The 16,718-nt window shown below is 42.1% G+C and carries 15 protein-coding genes; 3 read left to right on the top strand and 12 right to left on the bottom strand.

Going from position 1 to position 16,718, the window contains the following annotated elements:
* Positions 1-249 precede the first annotated feature (249 nt).
* Complete coding sequence (locus ACVBDY_RS17260) at positions 250-819, top strand: porin family protein (protein ID WP_447176702.1); 570 nt, start codon at positions 250-252, stop codon at positions 817-819.
* 335 nt (positions 820-1,154) lie between these two features.
* Positions 1,155-1,586 carry a hypothetical protein gene (locus ACVBDY_RS17255; RefSeq protein ID WP_447176701.1) on the top strand — a complete coding sequence of 144 codons (432 nt, stop codon included), beginning with the start codon at positions 1,155-1,157 and terminating at the stop codon, positions 1,584-1,586.
* A gap of 596 nt (positions 1,587-2,182) precedes the next feature.
* Here ACVBDY_RS17255 and ACVBDY_RS17250 read toward each other — a convergent pair.
* The gene (locus tag ACVBDY_RS17250) at positions 2,183-2,992 is read right to left on the bottom strand and encodes a hypothetical protein (RefSeq protein WP_447176700.1); all 810 of its coding nucleotides are present in this window, start codon (positions 2,990-2,992) and stop codon (positions 2,183-2,185) included.
* A gap of 95 nt (positions 2,993-3,087) precedes the next feature.
* Positions 3,088-3,870 carry a sterol desaturase family protein gene (locus ACVBDY_RS17245; RefSeq protein ID WP_447176699.1) on the bottom strand — a complete coding sequence of 261 codons (783 nt, stop codon included), beginning with the start codon at positions 3,868-3,870 and terminating at the stop codon, positions 3,088-3,090.
* 240 nt (positions 3,871-4,110) lie between these two features.
* Here ACVBDY_RS17245 and ACVBDY_RS17240 point away from each other — a divergent pair, with 240 nt between their 5' ends.
* A complete protein-coding gene (locus ACVBDY_RS17240) occupies positions 4,111-5,037 on the top strand; it encodes a zinc metalloprotease (RefSeq protein ID WP_447176698.1) in 927 nt (308 codons plus the stop codon).
* Positions 5,038-5,289: 252 nt separating this feature from the next.
* On the opposite strand, the gene ACVBDY_RS17235 is transcribed toward ACVBDY_RS17240, so the two are convergent.
* From ACVBDY_RS17235 to ACVBDY_RS17190, 10 genes are all read right to left on the bottom strand, one after another.
* Complete coding sequence (locus ACVBDY_RS17235; RefSeq protein WP_447176697.1) at positions 5,290-6,075, bottom strand: LytR/AlgR family response regulator transcription factor; 786 nt, start codon at positions 6,073-6,075, stop codon at positions 5,290-5,292.
* A gap of 7 nt (positions 6,076-6,082) precedes the next feature.
* Complete coding sequence (locus tag ACVBDY_RS17230; protein WP_447176696.1) at positions 6,083-7,108, bottom strand: sensor histidine kinase; 1,026 nt, start codon at positions 7,106-7,108, stop codon at positions 6,083-6,085.
* Positions 7,109-7,203: 95 nt separating this feature from the next.
* A complete protein-coding gene (locus tag ACVBDY_RS17225) occupies positions 7,204-7,569 on the bottom strand; it encodes a hypothetical protein (RefSeq protein ID WP_447176695.1) in 366 nt (121 codons plus the stop codon).
* Between the two features lie 217 nt (positions 7,570-7,786).
* Entirely contained in the window at positions 7,787-8,482 is a 696-nt protein-coding gene (locus ACVBDY_RS17220) for a DUF4397 domain-containing protein (protein WP_447176694.1), read from the bottom strand.
* 91 nt (positions 8,483-8,573) lie between these two features.
* Entirely contained in the window at positions 8,574-9,728 is a 1,155-nt protein-coding gene (locus tag ACVBDY_RS17215) for a hypothetical protein (protein ID WP_447176693.1), read from the bottom strand.
* 45 nt (positions 9,729-9,773) lie between these two features.
* Positions 9,774-10,682 (bottom strand): DUF6268 family outer membrane beta-barrel protein, encoded by a 909-nt coding sequence (locus tag ACVBDY_RS17210; RefSeq protein ID WP_447176692.1) that lies wholly within the window; start codon positions 10,680-10,682, stop codon positions 9,774-9,776.
* A gap of 122 nt (positions 10,683-10,804) precedes the next feature.
* Entirely contained in the window at positions 10,805-13,828 is a 3,024-nt protein-coding gene (locus ACVBDY_RS17205; protein WP_447176691.1) for an efflux RND transporter permease subunit, read from the bottom strand.
* 1 nt (position 13,829) lies between these two features.
* Entirely contained in the window at positions 13,830-14,882 is a 1,053-nt protein-coding gene (locus tag ACVBDY_RS17200; RefSeq protein WP_447176690.1) for an efflux RND transporter periplasmic adaptor subunit, read from the bottom strand.
* Positions 14,866-16,251, bottom strand: coding sequence for a TolC family protein (locus tag ACVBDY_RS17195; RefSeq protein ID WP_447176689.1), 1,386 nt, complete (start codon positions 16,249-16,251; stop codon positions 14,866-14,868). The genes ACVBDY_RS17200 and ACVBDY_RS17195 overlap by 17 nt, the downstream gene beginning before the upstream one ends.
* The gene (locus ACVBDY_RS17190; protein ID WP_447176688.1) at positions 16,236-16,595 is read right to left on the bottom strand and encodes a DUF2147 domain-containing protein; all 360 of its coding nucleotides are present in this window, start codon (positions 16,593-16,595) and stop codon (positions 16,236-16,238) included. Before ACVBDY_RS17190 ends, ACVBDY_RS17195 begins: the two co-directional genes overlap by 16 nt.
* Between the last annotated feature and the right edge of the window lie 123 nt (positions 16,596-16,718).

Below are 16,718 nucleotides of genomic sequence, written 5' to 3'. Positions count from 1 at the left end.
CCCTGTGGTTGTTCTACATGACATTACTTATCATAAACGTATCTACTTACGCCCTGATTAAGATTTACAATACGCTGCATACAGTAAAGCTGTCCTGTTTTTTAACATATACCTCCCAGGATTATTTGCTATACCTATAGATGAAATTTTATCAAGGCCCCTTTTGTATATTAAAATAGCTGGTTTGTATATATAACATATTGCTGCCTGTTTGTTTTAATAATTTCGCCACGAATTTAATTTTATGATATGAAAAAGCGTGTTTTTATTCTAGTCCTTTTTTTAACGGGCTATACCACCCAGGCACAATTTCATTTTGGTGCAAAAGCCGGGGCTAATCTTACCAGATTAGACGGTCAATCTTTTAATGATAACTATAAATTAGGCTATCAACTCGGAGGTTTTGTTTATTATGATATCACAGATTTTATCGGGGTGCAGGCCGAAGTTCTTTTTAACCAGACGAACACAGAAATCAGTGATCGTTTTGAGGATATCATTGATCGCGCATTCGACAAAGATAAAACGCTCAACTACATTAGTGTCCCCGTTTTATTAAGGCTCAATTCAGGCGGACTTTTAACCATAAATGCCGGGCCTCAATTCAGTTTTCTGGCAAGTAAGGATCAAAGTGTTCTTGAAAACGGAGAAAGGTTATTTAAAGATTCTGATTTTGCGGCAGTGTTAGGAGCCGAAGTAAACCTTTTTCCTATAATCATTTATGGGCGCTATACCTGGGGCTTCTCCGATATCAGCCAAATAGGTAAAGATACAAAGAGCCAGCAAATACAATTAGGGGTTGCCCTTAGATTTTTTTAAAGAGACAAAGTCCTTTACCGATCATTTGAGTTTAGGGGCACAAATTTTGAATCAAAACCTGAATGATGAAAAAACAAAGGATAATCAGAGCAATAAGCCTCGTATGCAATACATTAGAAATATTGATATTGTTACTTCTACTTATTTCCATAATACTGGTATTATCTTTTTTATCCGGAATCTGCTGTATTTCATGTACTAACCAAATCTATTTCTTTAATATAATATAAGGAAATGTGATCTGCTTTCTTACTTCAGAATGTATTTGAATTCCTATATACAATTCGTCATTATAATAAATGTTAAACTATAATTATCAATGTAAAATGAAAACAATGAAAAAAAATGTAATCGCATTAATTTTGGTGTCCGTATTTGGAACTGTCGGTTTATCTGCACAAGAATTAAATGTCGATAATTCATCTTCTGTTAATATTAAACAACTCCCCGAATATGTGGTTATCACTTCTGAAAACACGAAGCTTTTAGGAGGAATGAACATTACCATCCAAAGTAAAAAATCACAGTATGAAAATGTATTACAGAACCTGGAAAAATTACTTCAAAAGAGAAATAATCTTCAAATACGCAATCAAACGGATTTACTTAACGCCATGTCAACATTAGGTTTTGATTATGTAGATGCATATAATGCTTCCTCGGGGACAATAGGTGTCGGTGGGGGAGAGGATATTCAAGTTACGGGAAGTAATGCAAAATTCAGAATTAATATGGTATTCAGAAAAAAAATGAATTATAGAGATTAGCGGTAAAAAGAAGGGAAGCTCATCCATCGCCCTTGGGAAGCTGGGGTTGGGATTCCATGGTCAAAGTGTCCTTTTTTTGACTAAAATCATTGAGTTCCTTCGCTTTTTTGAATTTCGCGGCTTTAAAAATTCATCATTTACCAAAAAATAACAGGGACTCCCCCTGTTATTTTTCCCTTTATTAGGGAATATGAGAGAGTCTTTATTATACCGGTTTTAGTTTAGATATCGGCACCTTGAGACTGATGCTATCTATTGTTATATAGTCTTCATAAAAGTCCTGATTTTCTCAATAATTTGATCCCTGTCTTCCTCCGAAGCAAATATTCTGTATCATAAATTTATAGGTCCGGAAGAAGTTTATGAATATCGGAAGATAGGGGGGATTCCCCTTTAATTGCTGAAATAGAAGCTTATTATTCCTAAGCTATACTTGGACGCTTATTAGCCGTGGCCATGCAGCACAAAATGCTTTCGTGTGGAAGCAAAATCTCTATTTTTCATTTCAGTCAAAATTTTTTAATAAGTTAAATATAAAAAGCCCGCAACTACTATAAACAGAGGACCTGCAGGCTTAATCTTTTACAGAACCAGGTTTACCAGACCAGTTCATAAGCATTACCACTCCCCAAAGTAAGTGTAGCTGTCTGATTACCGTGAAACACCAGTTCTCCGGAAAACGAATAGGTATTCCCCTGGGATGACGTTCCTTTAAAGGCAATGGCCATGCTCCCCGAAGTAATGTTGTAATTTGATTTTAGAATGGAAAGCTTCACCGTAGACATGGTTATCGTACTGGAAAAACTGTTTTTATTTCGTATAAAAGATTCCTGTGTTCCCGTTCTGGTATATTCCTCGTTTATAAGATAGAGATCTTCAGTATCATTCAGCCCCGAGACCTGTATATTGGCTTCGTTAGTGTCGTCGGAGGTCATCCTGGGAGTGGTATAATACCCGCTTCCGTTCAGGTCAAAGATAAATTCCTCCGGATTTCCTTGGGCATCACAATAGAGTGTCCAATCCCACTGATAATCAATATCAAACGTATAAGAACCGGATGTGTCGGAGCCACTGTAAGTAGCATTGTATATTTGTCCGCATTCATAATCCCCGGTTTGGTATGAGGCGTGTGTGCTATGGCTCATAGGGTCTCCTTCCAAAACATATAGGGCTTCCTGAGTTTGCACTACAGTGCCGCCTGTTTCCGGAGATACGGCCATCAGCATAGCTTCGGCAGCCTGTTCTTCGGTGATTTCGGCAAAAGGGTCTTCGGTGATTTCGGCAAAAGGGTCTTCGGTGGTACGATCATCATCACTGCAAGACATCAGGGCACATGTAAATAGCAGTAGCATCGTCCACGATATTTTACTTTGTACGAGTGCGGAAATGAATGGTGTTTTTTTCATGTTTGTGCTGATTTAAATTTTATACTAAATTATGTCCAGTCAGGAACTCTTCGATACTTAAAAAAGGTAAGACTGCTGGTTTTAAGGGTGAACCGTCATCCTTTATAGTTCATCTTTCCTCTGAAGAAATCCACCAAACCTTTAAAGACCAACACCAGGGGATTGTTACTGATAAAACCCGTAGTGACGCCGTATACCGGTTTTTCCAGTTCCTTTTGATAGGTGCCGAAAATCCTGTCCCAGATTATAAATACACCCCCGAAGTTCTTATCTATATAGGCTGCGTTAGATCCGTGGTGCACCCTGTGTGCAGAGGGTGTAGCCAAAACACCTTCGATAAACCCCAACTTACCGACAGCTTCCGTATGAAGAAAAAACTGGTATAGCAGGTTAAAGGCAAAGGAAAGGGCGACAAATCTGAACGGCAATCCTATGAGTACCATGGGAGCGAATACAAAAGGGCTTATCAAAGCATTAAGCCAGTTGAGCCGGTACGATACCGTGAGGTTCATAAACAGGCTGGAATGATGTACCAGGTGAAAGGCCCATAGGAATTTCAGTTGATGAGATAACCGGTGATACCAGTAATAGACAAAGTCTACCGTCAAAAAAGTAAGGAGAAAAATACCCGGGTTTTCCTGAAATTCAAATAAGGCAAAGGAAGCTACTATACTTAAAGAAGCATACTGTACTCCAAAAAACACAACTTTGGAAAGCTGGAACCCCGCAAAAATGGCTAGATTGGCCAGGGTGTCTTTTACGTCATATACCTTCCTGTTTTTTTTCCAGCTCCATAGGATCTCTGCGATGATCAATGCGAGCAACAGCATAAAAATAATTCCCCTGCCTCGTCCTTCTTGAAAATGAATAGCTTCCATGATCTTTTTAGGACAAAATTTCAAAAACACTGGAATGCCGTACAGGAATTTAAGGTGAAACGGAGAAAGCCCGGGGCGAATTTCCAAACGGCTCTTTCATCAACAGGCAGGAAGGTATTACACATGGGTAATTCACCCCGGAATTCGGATCACTTGGCATTTCAATATGCCGTTTCACCCGGAAGGAAAAACCTTTTTTAACCCGGAAAAATAATTTTGCAGCATTATAACATCAAACCTATGAAATCTACAAAAACTCTTTTGCCCCGGTATTTCCTTTTTCTGTTCCTGGTCTCCTCCTGTGATCCGGATGACGATGTCAATACCGAATGGGTGTATCGCATTCCGGTTGTCGTCCATGTGGTACACAACGGTGAGCCCGTAGGGCAGGGGGCGAACATCAGCACAGCACAGATCAGATCACAGATAGAAGTTTTAAACGAAGATTTTAGAAAAAAATCCGGTACAAGAGGATATAATGAACACCCGGAAGGTGGGGATGCCCGGATAGAATTCGTGCTCTCCGAAAAGGCTCCGGACGGTTCTGTCATGGAAGAACCCGGTATCGATAGGATACACGGGGGCCGGAACGAATGGCCAAAAGGGTTTGTGCGTAACCCCATCGAAACCAGCCTTAAACCTCATACCATCTGGCCTCCCGATAGGTATTTTAATATCTGGACCGTCAATTTCGGAGGATTTGTCAGCAGGGACCTGCTTGGTTATGCGCAGTTCCCTGACCAATCCGGGCTGGAAGGACTGGACCCCTATGGAGGTCCCGAAGACACGGACGGGATTGTCATTGGTTACAAATATTTCGGAAGCAGTGATAAAGGGAATTTCCCTTCCCTGGTCCGTCCCTATGATCTGGGAAGGACTACGACTCACGAAGTAGGTCATTGGTTGGGCTTAAGGCATATATGGGGCGACGGGGATTGTGCCGTGGATGATTATTGTAATGATACTCCGCCAGCCGCTGCACCGAATTACGGATGTCCCGAAGAACATATAAGCTGCGGCACCCTTGATATGGTAGAAAATTTTATGGATTATACGGAGGATGCGTGTATGCATATATTTACTGCGGACCAGGTAAACCGAATGCTGACGGTTCTGGAAAACAGTCCCAGGCGAAGGGAACTGGTCCGGGAAACAAATATCCCATAAAGAAAGCCCGGTAATAATATCTTACTTCTGGTTATTTATGGGGTTCATCTCATGGGTTAAAACCCTGGCACCCGATAATTATCGCGATTGTGGCAGCGACTTTAGTTTCTATATATTTCAGCCACAAATGTCCTGGGTTTGCCGAAGGGATAAAACGTAGACGGGCTCTCAGTTTTTTATCATTATTAACGTATCCGTGACAGAGAGCCTTTCCGTCTGCCACAAACCTGCGGACTTCAAACCCGTAGCGGTTTAGTCATCCAGCCATTTTTTAAATTCCGGGGCCCTGGCTTTACTGACGATTATTTTTTCGTCAGGTTTGGGCAGCACATTGACCACAAGTCTTCCGTTAAAATAAAAATCAATGTCCCGGATCGCTTTTTTCTGAAGGATAAACTGCCGGTTGGCCCTGAAGAATTTTACCGGTGAGACTTCCTGTTGTATTCTTTCCAGCGTGGTATCAATAACATACTTTTTTCCGTCGGAAGTATGAGCGTATACGACCTCATTGGAAGTATAAAACCAGTGTATGTGTTCCACGGGAAGCGGCACGAGCTTGTTTTGATAATGTACCAGATAGGCTTCCTTGTAAGGTTGGATTCCTGCATTTTCCATATAATTCAGAAGGGTTTGTACCCTTTCTGCAAACCTGGGGTCTTCTCCGGTCGAATTGTGACGGATTCGTTGCAGTTTATCCAGCGCTCTGGCAATATCTTTCTGCTCAAACGGTTTCAGGATATAATCCACCCCATTGGCCTTGAACGCTTGCAGCGCATAGTCGTCATAGGCTGTAATGAATATCACCGGGACCACAGGTTCTATATGTTCAAATATTTCAAAAGACAGGCCATCAGATAGCCGGATATCCATAAACAACAGATCGCAACGTTGTATATTAGCTTTCAGCCAGTCCACGGATTCTGAAACACTACCCAATACATATAGAACAGCAATGTCCTTGCCGATCTCACCAAGGGTGTATTCCAGGTTCCTCGCAATGGCGGGCTCGTCTTCTATAATGGCTACTTTTAATGACATCAATACTTCAGATTAATGGTAATTTAACAATAAAATGAGTTTCCGTCTTATCGATCTCTATTTCTTTACCGGTCAGTATCCTGTACCGCTCGTTCAGGTTCAGAAGTCCTATTCCGGTAGACGATTCCCGGAAGGGTTGTTTCCTGAGGGTATTTTTAAAAACAAGGGTATCATCTGTACAGGTAATATCTATTCGCAACGGGTATTCGGGTGACAGGAAATTGTGCTTTACGGCATTTTCCAAAAGGGGTTGCAGGGACATATGGGGCAATTTTTTGTCCCAGTGTTCGGATACCGGGATAGAAACAATAAGGGCATCTTCGTAACGGATCTTCAGCAATTCTATATGGGACCGGAGAAACCCCATCTCCTTCCGCAGGTTGGTCAGTTGCTTTTGATGATCAGAGAGGGAATGACGGAAAACCCTTGATAAATGAGCAATGTATTCCTGGGCTTTTTTGGGTTCTTCACGTACAAGGGAAGAAAGGTTACTCAGTGCGTTGAACAGAAAATGGGGGTTGACCTGTGCCCTGAGGTTCCGGATCTCTGCATTCGCATAGGCCAGTTTCAGGCGTTCGTTTTCTTTGTCCTTCAGCTTTTGCTGTCTGTAAAGCAGAAGTATCTTAACCAGTATAAGGATCAATCCGCCACTTATGGCAAAACGCACCATATAACCGCCGCGGTACATCCGCCGATCCGTAACATTGTCGAATATCTGATCCTGGGAGTATATCCCGACAAAAAGAAAGGTGGCAAACAACAAAAAATTGACCAGGAGCAGGTACCACCATTTATCTGATAATCTCCATGGCGGAGGCAACAACCTCAAATTAATATAGCCAACCACATAACAGAAGAGCCCCTGGTAAACAACCTGGAATATAAGTTCCGGAAGGTTGAAGCTCCAGGGGGTGCCAACCCTCGCGCCTCCTTCGGGCAAAAGCAACAATAATCGGTGTATATTGAGAGAGACAGCTATAAAAATGGCCGCCAGGAGCAATACTTTTTTTTCATTACCGGTTAAACGCATCATACAGAAAATAAAAAAAGGCTCTTTAAAATTAATGGAAATCCCATAAAAAGAGCCTTTAGTGTTCAACAAAAAATAACCAACCAACAACCTAAAACCTAATTTTTTCGTTTTTTGTTTGCTTCTTTCAATTTTTCCCGGTTTTCCTTCTGGAGTTCCTTATAGGCCTCGAACTCGTTTTCGTCCAGGACAGCTTTCAGTTCGTTGTCCTTGCTTTCCCGTAGGGATTTGAGTTCTTTGAATCTGGACATCCTCGAAGCGTTACTTTCCCTGATGGCCATGGTTTTGTCATAATATTTATTACTTATTTCCGTAAACGCTTTTTTCTGATCGCCTTCCAGCTGCAGGGCGTGGATCTGTTCCTGGAGTATTTCCTGGTAGAATTCCTTGCCTTCAGACATTTCCTGCTGGGCAAAAACAGCCGTTTGCACTAAGATCACTAAAATAAAAAGTGTTTTTTTCATCGCTATGTGTTTTTATATTATATGTTTATTTAATACTGCAAGTTTAGGGTTCATGGGATGAATATGGCTTACCGAAAAAGGTGAAGCTGAAAAAATAAGGGGTGAAACCGCTATTGTAAGATAGTAACAAATAGCACGCGGTCTAAATATTAATTTTAGTATGGCCCTTATCCGGGAGCGTGCTATTTGCTCTCTTAACATAAACCTGTCCCTCTCATTAGAAATTAACGATCCTGTCTATGGACAGCACATCATTGCTTCCACTTGGAGGATTCACATACCCTTTGGCATAAATGGTATAGGTACGACCCCCGTATAAATCCATAGCATCACTCTTAAATAAAAGTTCACCGGTAGAAGCATCCGTAAATTTAAAATCATAGGTTCCATCATCCATTTTTATAAATACACTGGCCTGCTTGAAATCCAGATCTTCTGCCAATACTTCATCACCGTTCCATATGTCAACAGAAGGAGCATCCGGGGAGAGGTTGATAAAACGGAGCATGGCATTCCCCCCTCCCGGATAGTCCACATTGTCCGGATACAACGCTAACTCAATATTATCGCCATACGTTCCTGCGGCAAAAACAGAGAAATATTCTCCCATACTTAAGTTTACAGACAAGGAATCTAAAGTTTCTCCATTTTGGTTTTTGAGAAAAAACAACCGGTCTCCCGTATAAAAATTATAGTACCCTCGCGCATCCGTATAATTCAACGGGTCCTGGTTGATTTGATTTTCATCAGCATACAGGTATAAATCCCCGGAACCCGGACTGGCATTAACCAACAGGCCATAGGCAATGTCCTCAGGATAATAATAGATATAGTCATCATCCTCATCACAAGCAACGAAAATAATACCCATGCATAGCATTAAACATAATTTTAAGATTTTGCTTTTTTTCATGATCAATCAATTTAAGTTATACAATATTTGTCAGCCATAAGTTTAAGTTTTATCCTTGGATCCCTGTGATTATCGGGATTTATACTTCGCTTTAATTGGGGGCATCCTTATCCTTGTTTTTATTTTTCAGTACCCTGTTGGTATTCAGGGTAAAGGAAATCCCTAAATTCAACCCGAAGGAAAATGTATTCAGATCAGGTGTTTTGTTACTGATAAAGTATTTTAACGGAACAGAACTGTTAACACTGAGGACCGGGGTAATACGGTATTCAAAACCCCCTTCTATCAATAGTGTGAAATATTGGCTTTCATACCTTTTCCGATATACGGAGGTCGTTTTCCTTTTTTTAAGGTCTACATCATTGACGGAATAAAAACCGGCACCTCCCGAAGCAAATATTCTGAATTGTTTCCGCCGAGCTATATATGTCCTGTACAACAACTCTCCGCCAAATAGGGCGTGGGTATTTATAGTGTCCTTTGTACCTGAAGAGATCACACTTTCCTGTACTTTATCTTTATTGGCACGCGAATAATTAAGATTAAGGACCAACGCATTTTTTTCTCCTATATTCTTTTTGAAAGACAACCCGAATACCCCTATAAAGTCGGTCTGTAACCCAAATTTGTTCCCGGTTAACAAAACAGGGGCATAGTGCAGTTCGGCATCGAAATTTCCTTTAAAGCTTTTCATTTTTATAGAGTCCCGCTGCTTTTCCGTAAGTTCCTCCGGGATTTTATATTCTTTACCGGCAGCCATGGTGTCTATGCTGTTTTTGATATCTTCCACATCCTGTACCGGGGCATAAATCACATGCAGTTCAGCACTATCACCACTACCATTTGGACCGCTCCGGTTGTCTGATGATGAATTTCGGATCATATAAAAGGCATCTTTACGGATATGATATACCTGTGAGATCACTCCCGTAATGGTCTCATAACAACTTGCAGAATTTCTGCTCTGCTCATCCAGAATTTTGATGTATAAAAAATTATAAGCCTCAAAAAGTCCGGAAGTAACCAGGGGGTTGTTTTCTGCGTAGGTTTTTATATCCTTATTCTGTACATCCATAACGATAACGCCCTGAGGATCCTCCGCTTTTTTGACGAACAGGGTATTGCTGTAACATCTTTTTCCGGGTGCGTTATACGTTTTTACTTCCTGCCCATAGGAAGACCGGATACCCCAAAAGCTCAGTATACCAAGTAGTGTTAAGACACGATTCGTTTTTATTACCGCCATGTGTTTAGTTCTGTAGCATGTGATGACTTCGATGAAATGGTATCCTTAAAATAAATCATAGCTCAAACCAACTTGGAACGAGCCCCCCGAATTTTTGAATTCCCGTACAGGTGTCGGCTCTTCTCCCACGGGGAAAGTGATCAGCGTCCAGGTATTGTCGTCTTTATAAAATTGTTCATACAAGGTATTGCGATACCCCACCGATAGTTTCGCGGTCAAATGACCGAATAGTTTACGCCGGTAAAACAGCATTAAACCGGCATTTCTGTTCTTTACATACCCTTCTTCCCCACCGTCAATTTCATCAAGTCGGAAACTGATGGCGTTCAGGATCCATTCCAATCCGAAACTATTCTTGTCATGCGGGGTAAATTCAGCTACGGCCTGTATGGGGAACCGCCCGTATATTTTCCACCGGGCATTGGGTTCGTAATCCATATGGAGCACGGGCACGACCTGGTTTCCGAAAAATTGCCGGACATACCCGATTCCATATCCCAAAGTCAGCCTTTCCGAATATTTTTTAAGCACAGTCCCTGCCAGGGCATAGACGATGTCTTCGGAGGAGATCCCATTGAATTCGGAATTCACACTGATATTTCCCATGACCTGCAGATCCGTTCCGGTATTCAACCGGTATCTCCATACCAACGGGATCCCTAAAGCATATAAATGCTCCGGAAGTTCCAGGGTATCGCTATGGACGTTTTGCTGTAAATAAGCGATTCCTGCAGCCAGTACTGACCTTTCGCCTTGATAGATCGGGAACATCGATTTCATCTGCAATTGCTGTACATTGCCATCCCCATCATTTAAAGGAGTATAACGATACCCTAATTGAAAAGGTTCCCTGATCTGTGCTTCCGTCCTTTGCCCGAAAAAGCAAAGACAGCATACGAGTATTTTAAGGGACATAGTACAGCCATTCCCTATAGTTTTCACATTGATTTTCATAATAACATTTATAATAGTCGATATAGAATTGGTTTTGTAAATACATGAGACACATGGCATAAAGCACTAATAAAATGACCACCAGAACATCCATTCCGGTTTTATTGTTATTATTATCCACCTTATTTCATCAGCATTTTATATAACACAGGTTCAACAAAACGGGTTAGGAACAGGGAACTCAACAACCTGCCAATAAGCACTAATGCCAGTGGAGAAAAGAAATCTGAACGTTCAATAACCAGTGGGATCAGAGCAAAAACGGCTGTTAAAGTTGTCAGGAAAATTGGGGTAAACCTTTCTTCCCGGGCCAGTTCTATCGCTTCGTCGATAGAATGTCCTGCCTTGCGCATTTGGTTGGTAAAATCAACGATGATAATAGTGTTCTTTACCTCCAGTCCAATGAGGGTCACCAATCCGATAAAGGCAGTGAAAGAAAGCGTATAACCAAAAAGCCACAATGCAACTACCGCTCCGAACATTCCTAAAGGAATAGCGGAAGCTACAATAAGAGTCCCCTTGATCCCGTGAAAGGCCAGGATCAATACGGCCACGATGGCAAAAACTGCGATAAGCATATTGGTGGTAAGCCCCCCGAAGCTTTCCTGTTTTTTTTCCTGTTCGCCACCGACCTCAAATTGATAGTTTTCCGGCCAGTCCATCTTTTCGATCTTTTTGATCAATTTATTGTTGACTTCCCCGGTGAGATATCCGGAAGCTACCGAGGCTGTAACGGTTACACTCCTGTTTCGGTTATAATGCTGGATTTCCGGAGGAGCGCTCTCAAAATGCCAATCGCAAATGGAATTTAATGGCACCTGGTTTCCAGACATGGAGGACACATTGATATGGTCGAAAGCTGAAAAATCTTCTACCTGTCCGGGATCCATTTTCACCACAATTTCCGGATTATAGTCTATTCCCCCGGTCCCCATGATCTCTGCTACCGGAATTCCGGTAAAAGCCATTCGTATCGTCCTGGAAATTTCACTAAACGGAACACCCAGGGCCAGGGCCTTATCTTTATTTACCTCGATCTTTATATCGATCTTGGTCTGGCCCAGCGGATCGTTTACATAAAGTGTTCCCTCGGTTTCATTCATCGCTTTCGCTACTTTTGCTGATAAAACTTGTAAGGAATCGATATTTTCTCCCAGTATCCGTACTTCAATGGGGTTGGAGACCGGGGGCCCTTGTATAAATTCCTTGACTTCAATATCTGCACCGGGATAGTGGGCAAAATCTTTTCGCAAATGCTCCAAAAGAGCATTAAATTCATCCTTGTGGTATGCATTTACCTGGCAGAAAATCTCTCCGAAATTGGCTTTTTGGGATTGTTGGGACAAGTTGTAGTAGATCTTAGGGTTTCCCTTTCCTATATTGCTGGCCACTGAAGTGATTTCCGGGTACTTCTTTAAATTGTTCTCTACAAATTTGACCACGCTGTCGGTCGCTTCAATATTTTTTTCCTGCGGAAGTGTTACGTTGATAAAAAACTGTGGTTTTTCCGCAGTAGGAAAGAACGTGACCCCGATGACCTTAATTAATCCGAATCCGATCAGGATCAATCCCCCGGCGATCGCCAAAGTAGACTTAGGGTATTTTAAGCATTTGTGCAGAATGGTTAAAAATGGCCCTTCATTAAGTTTCATCAGCCATCGGTAGAACCGGTTATCTCCCAGGTTATCTTTCAGAATATACCTTGAAATTAAAGGGGTTAATGTTATGGATACAAAAAAAGAACCGCCCATCGTATAAATTACCGCCATAGGAAGGCTCCTGATAAAATCCCCGGTGCTTCCGTCGAGGATCACCAATGGTAAAAATGAAAGCAGGATACAAATGGTCACTGAAATAATTGCTCCCAACAATTGATTGGTCCCTTCCACGGCGGCTTCATCCCTGGTTTTTCCCTTTCGTAATTTGGCAACGATATTTTCAACCACAATGATACTGTCATCTACCAATAGCCCTAAGGCGATCACCAATCCTACTATCGAAAACTGGTTGAGTGAAAAGCCCGTAAGATAGAGCAGGGTAATCCCTATGAATATGGAAGTAGGTACGGTAAACATCACCACATAAGAAGCCCGGAGGCCAAGAGGCAGCAGCGTGAACAATACCAGAACAATGGCAATGACAAAATCCCGGTACAACCCGTTTAAACGGTGTGAAACACTTTGACTCTGATCAAAAAGCTTGATGAGCTGAATGCCATTGTCCGCGTCGTAATAACGTTGCAAACGGTCTTCAATGTTATCATTTACACGGAATATATTCGTGTTTTCCTGCTGATTGGCGGTTACAAAAACTGCTTTTTGCCCATTGTACCTTCCGTAATATGTCGCATCCGCATAACTTTCGGAGATCCTGGCTATATCTTTGAGATAAACCTGTTGCGTACCATTGGTCTTTACAATAGTATTTTGAACAGCATCTACAGATTCATAATTGCCACTGGTCCTTATATTATAACGATTGGAGGAAACATCGACATATCCTCCCGGAACCCGGGTGGCCTCACTCTGAATGGCATTGGACACTTGGTTTAAGGTAATATCATAGGCCGCCATTTTATGAAGATCTACCTCCACATCGATTTGCTGCTCCGCTACCGCGTGAATATCTACCTCCTGAACTCCGCCTGCTCCTTCGATGGCACTCTTTACCTGTTCGGCAAATTCTTCAATCTCACGGTAGCTTTTATGGGGGGATACCAATGCATATTGTACGATATTTACATTTGTGGTAGACCCCTGAATGACCTCGACATCAGTAACCCCATCCGGTAAATCTACCCGCTCCTGATTGACTTCCCGGATAACTTCGTCATATTTCTTATCAATGTCAACATCTTGCAGGAACTTGACCTGAAGGGTAGCGATCCCATCATTGATCGTGGTTTTTATTTCATCAATATCATCCAGGGAACCTAAGGCAGATTCCATGGGTTTTACGACCAGTTGTTCCATATCGTCCGGACTGGCACCGGGATAAATAATTGCCACCTGATAGATCGGGACCGGGAATAGCGGGTCTTCCGTCTTGGACATTTCTGTGAAAGATCTGATCCCCAAAAAAATGATCAACAGGAAAATACAAACGGTAAATTGCCAGTGTTTTATAAAAAATCCAGGTATATTCATATCAATTCACGATTTGGACTGTTTTGCCGGCAACTGCCTGTAATTTTCCTTTGGTAATAATTTGCATTTCCTCCGCAAGCCGGTCCTCAATAGCTATTTTATCCTTTAAGACTTTTGTGATGTGTACGGTCCTCGAAACTACCTTGTTCCCATGATCGAGGGTATAAATAATGCCCTGTTGGTTCTCCATGCTCACGAAAGCCTCCACCGGTAATACGGTACAATCCTTTTCATCCTGAACGGGGATCAACAGCTCTCCGGTAAGTCCGTAAACGATCTGCTTATCCCTGGCATTAAACGTAACAGTAATCTCGTAAGTCCCGGTTTGAGGATTGGGGACCGATGACAATTGGATGATGGTTCCAGGGAATTTTTCGCCAGGAAAAACATCCAGCCTGACGCTAACTCCTTTTCCCTGTTGCAGAAGTACACGATCTTTATCAGGCAGCCCGGCGGTAAATATCCAATGCCCCGGGGTTTTATCTCCCTGGCTCCCAATGGTAATGGCCGGGCTTCCGGGAGTTTTGTACTCCCCTAATGCCAATTGTTGTGTTATAATAAACCCGGATTTTGGAGCCCGTAACACGGATTGCGATCTGTTAAAAGCCAATGACGCTTTCTCCTGCTGTGCTACATGTAAATTGGTTTCCAGGTCCTGCAATTGTTCCAGGGTGGTAATGGTATCCTTTACCAGGGCCAGGGTGCGTTCCAGGTCACGCTGGAGTTTTTCTATTTTCAAACGGGATTGCTGCATCTGTGCATCCAGCTCCGTTGTATTTAAGGTGGCCAGGACAGCGCCTTTTTCTACATAATCCCCTTCTTTAGTATTTACCTTGTCCACCATCCCACCAGTTTTAAATGATAACACGATCTGGGACTCATTCCCTATGGTCCCGCTTACGGTTACATCGGTATAAAGTCGGGCCCGGGAAGGATGAACAGTATTGACGTGGGGAATGTTATTTTCTTTTTCTTTCTCCTGGTTTCCGCAGGAAACCAAAAGCAAACAACAGAGGCCGGCAGTGAAGGCCTTATACTTATTTCTTTGATTCATCGTAAGGAACAATTGATAGTGTTTTACCGGTTTCTTTTAAATAGGCCGCCTGGTCCATGTGCAATTGATAGTACCAGTCGATCTGATCCTGGTGCGCTTTCAGCAGTTGTGATTGGGCATCGGTAAGTTCCAGGATGGAAGCCGATCCCAAAAGGTATTTCTCGTACACTGTTTCGTAATAGATCCGGGCATTCTCGTAGGTACTTTTCACAGAGACATAATTCTCCAAATGCGTCATGATATCCCCGAAATTTTGCAATTCCTTCATTTGTAGTTCTTGTTGTTTCATTTGATATTGTGCCTGCAAACTTTCCTGTTGCTCCTGATTTTGACGGTATTTGGCTTTATTGGTGCCGCTGTTGAAAATATTCCACTTCAGCGAAAGCTGTACCTGTGCCATTTTAAGCCTGTCATTATCAAAATCGAGCTCAACCCCCTGGATCCCCCCGAAAGCCTGAAGATTAACGTCCGGGAGATGGTTGGACCTGATCAACCTGGCCTGGGCTTCCAATGCTTCCTGATTTTTTTTGATATTTTCCAGTTTATAAGCAGAAAGCGTATCCTCGGTTTTGAGGACCTGGTACCTGGCCGAAGCATCAAACTGCAGTTTTTCATCTATAGCGATCAAGGCATGTGCATCGCGATTAAGTAGAAAATTGAAATAATACTTGCTATTTTGTACCGTATTTTGAGCGTTTCTTATTTGCTTTTTTACATCTTCCACATTCGATTTTGCCCTATAGAGGGCATCTTTAGTGGCCTTATGGAGGGCGATCAGTTTTTCCGTGCTGCTTAGGTTTTTTTCTGCCAGCTTCAATCCCTCTTCCAATACTTTTTCCATGGCTATGCTCTCCAAATATTGATAATATGCAATAGCAATGGAAGCCGACAGCTCTGTTTTAAAATCCTCCAAAGTGGCCCGGGCGGCTTCGCTTTGTGCGGTATACATGGCCTTATTGTGTTTTAGTTCGGGCACAAACACGGGTTGCATAAGCTGTATCCCGCCCTTATAAAAATTTTTAGGGGGATAATATAATTTACCATCCTCGAAGGTGACCGAATTCGAATCTTCCAACAGGTCACCGAGACCTTGCTGGTCTTCAACGGCAATGCCTTCCTGGAAATTCCTGTTGTAATTCCCTATAACATCTATTTGGGGGCCATACATTCGTCGGGCTTCCTGTAAAACGGCAAGTGATCTTTGATAATCTGCCTGTAATTTTACATTACCGAGATTGCTTTCCAGGCCTTCCCGGATATAATCTTCCAGAATTTGTTGTGAAAAGGCAGTCGATGAAAAAAATAAAATGATACCTGAAAGTATACTGAACTTCATTTCTATATCGGATAATTTTAAAGTCGTGTCCATTTTTTGGTTTTGCTGAACCATCCTCTTTTTCCGGTAAGCAAAAGTGTATTTTTGCCTTCGAGTTTGACTGTACAATCCAGCCAGGTGTCTTTTTCAGGGATGTAGACTTTCCCTCCGGTGTATGCATTATCCCGGTACGATAGGTTTTTAATAATGGTGGGCTGCCCTTCCTTTAAAGCCACGGCTTCGTAATGCCCATCATCGGTTTTACGGAATTCGATCTGTTTCTCTTTACCCGGGTTTTCCCATTGTCCTAAAATGGCGTCTGCTGTTTGTGCCTTAGCGGCAAGTATGCCGATGAAAAACACCACCACGCCGCATAGCTTTTTTACATTTGTGCTCATAATTCAATTTTTATTATGGAGCAAAGGTGCATTTCATGATAAGGCTATATCCTTACAAAAAGACTGAAACGGACAAATTGAAAGTTGAAACGGACACAAAAAGGTTAAAACTGAAAAGAGCGA

It is taken from the genome of Sinomicrobium halophytocola, from assembly GCF_052983395.1.
The sequence above is the reverse complement of the archived record's forward strand: the minus strand, read 5'-3'. Positions and strand labels throughout refer to the sequence as shown.

Excerpts from the sequence above, each read along its gene's own strand:
- ACVBDY_RS17260 (WP_447176702.1), top strand. The coding sequence starts at position 250 with ATGAAAAAGCGTGTTTTTATTCTAGTCCTTTTTTTAACGGGCTATACC.
- ACVBDY_RS17255 (WP_447176701.1), top strand. The coding sequence starts at position 1,155 with ATGAAAAAAAATGTAATCGCATTAATTTTGGTGTCCGTATTTGGAACT.
- ACVBDY_RS17250 (WP_447176700.1), bottom strand. The coding sequence starts at position 2,992 with ATGAAAAAAACACCATTCATTTCCGCACTCGTACAAAGTAAAATATCG.
- ACVBDY_RS17245 (WP_447176699.1), bottom strand. The coding sequence starts at position 3,870 with ATGGAAGCTATTCATTTTCAAGAAGGACGAGGCAGGGGAATTATTTTT.
- ACVBDY_RS17240 (WP_447176698.1), top strand. The coding sequence starts at position 4,111 with ATGAAATCTACAAAAACTCTTTTGCCCCGGTATTTCCTTTTTCTGTTC.
- ACVBDY_RS17235 (WP_447176697.1), bottom strand. The coding sequence starts at position 6,075 with ATGTCATTAAAAGTAGCCATTATAGAAGACGAGCCCGCCATTGCGAGG.
- ACVBDY_RS17230 (WP_447176696.1), bottom strand. The coding sequence starts at position 7,108 with ATGATGCGTTTAACCGGTAATGAAAAAAAAGTATTGCTCCTGGCGGCC.
- ACVBDY_RS17225 (WP_447176695.1), bottom strand. The coding sequence starts at position 7,569 with ATGAAAAAAACACTTTTTATTTTAGTGATCTTAGTGCAAACGGCTGTT.
- ACVBDY_RS17220 (WP_447176694.1), bottom strand. The coding sequence starts at position 8,482 with ATGAAAAAAAGCAAAATCTTAAAATTATGTTTAATGCTATGCATGGGT.
- ACVBDY_RS17215 (WP_447176693.1), bottom strand. The coding sequence starts at position 9,728 with ATGGCGGTAATAAAAACGAATCGTGTCTTAACACTACTTGGTATACTG.
- ACVBDY_RS17210 (WP_447176692.1), bottom strand. The coding sequence starts at position 10,682 with ATGAAAATCAATGTGAAAACTATAGGGAATGGCTGTACTATGTCCCTT.
- ACVBDY_RS17205 (WP_447176691.1), bottom strand. The coding sequence starts at position 13,828 with ATGAATATACCTGGATTTTTTATAAAACACTGGCAATTTACCGTTTGT.
- ACVBDY_RS17200 (WP_447176690.1), bottom strand. The coding sequence starts at position 14,882 with ATGAATCAAAGAAATAAGTATAAGGCCTTCACTGCCGGCCTCTGTTGT.
- ACVBDY_RS17195 (WP_447176689.1), bottom strand. The coding sequence starts at position 16,251 with ATGGACACGACTTTAAAATTATCCGATATAGAAATGAAGTTCAGTATA.
- ACVBDY_RS17190 (WP_447176688.1), bottom strand. The coding sequence starts at position 16,595 with ATGAGCACAAATGTAAAAAAGCTATGCGGCGTGGTGGTGTTTTTCATC.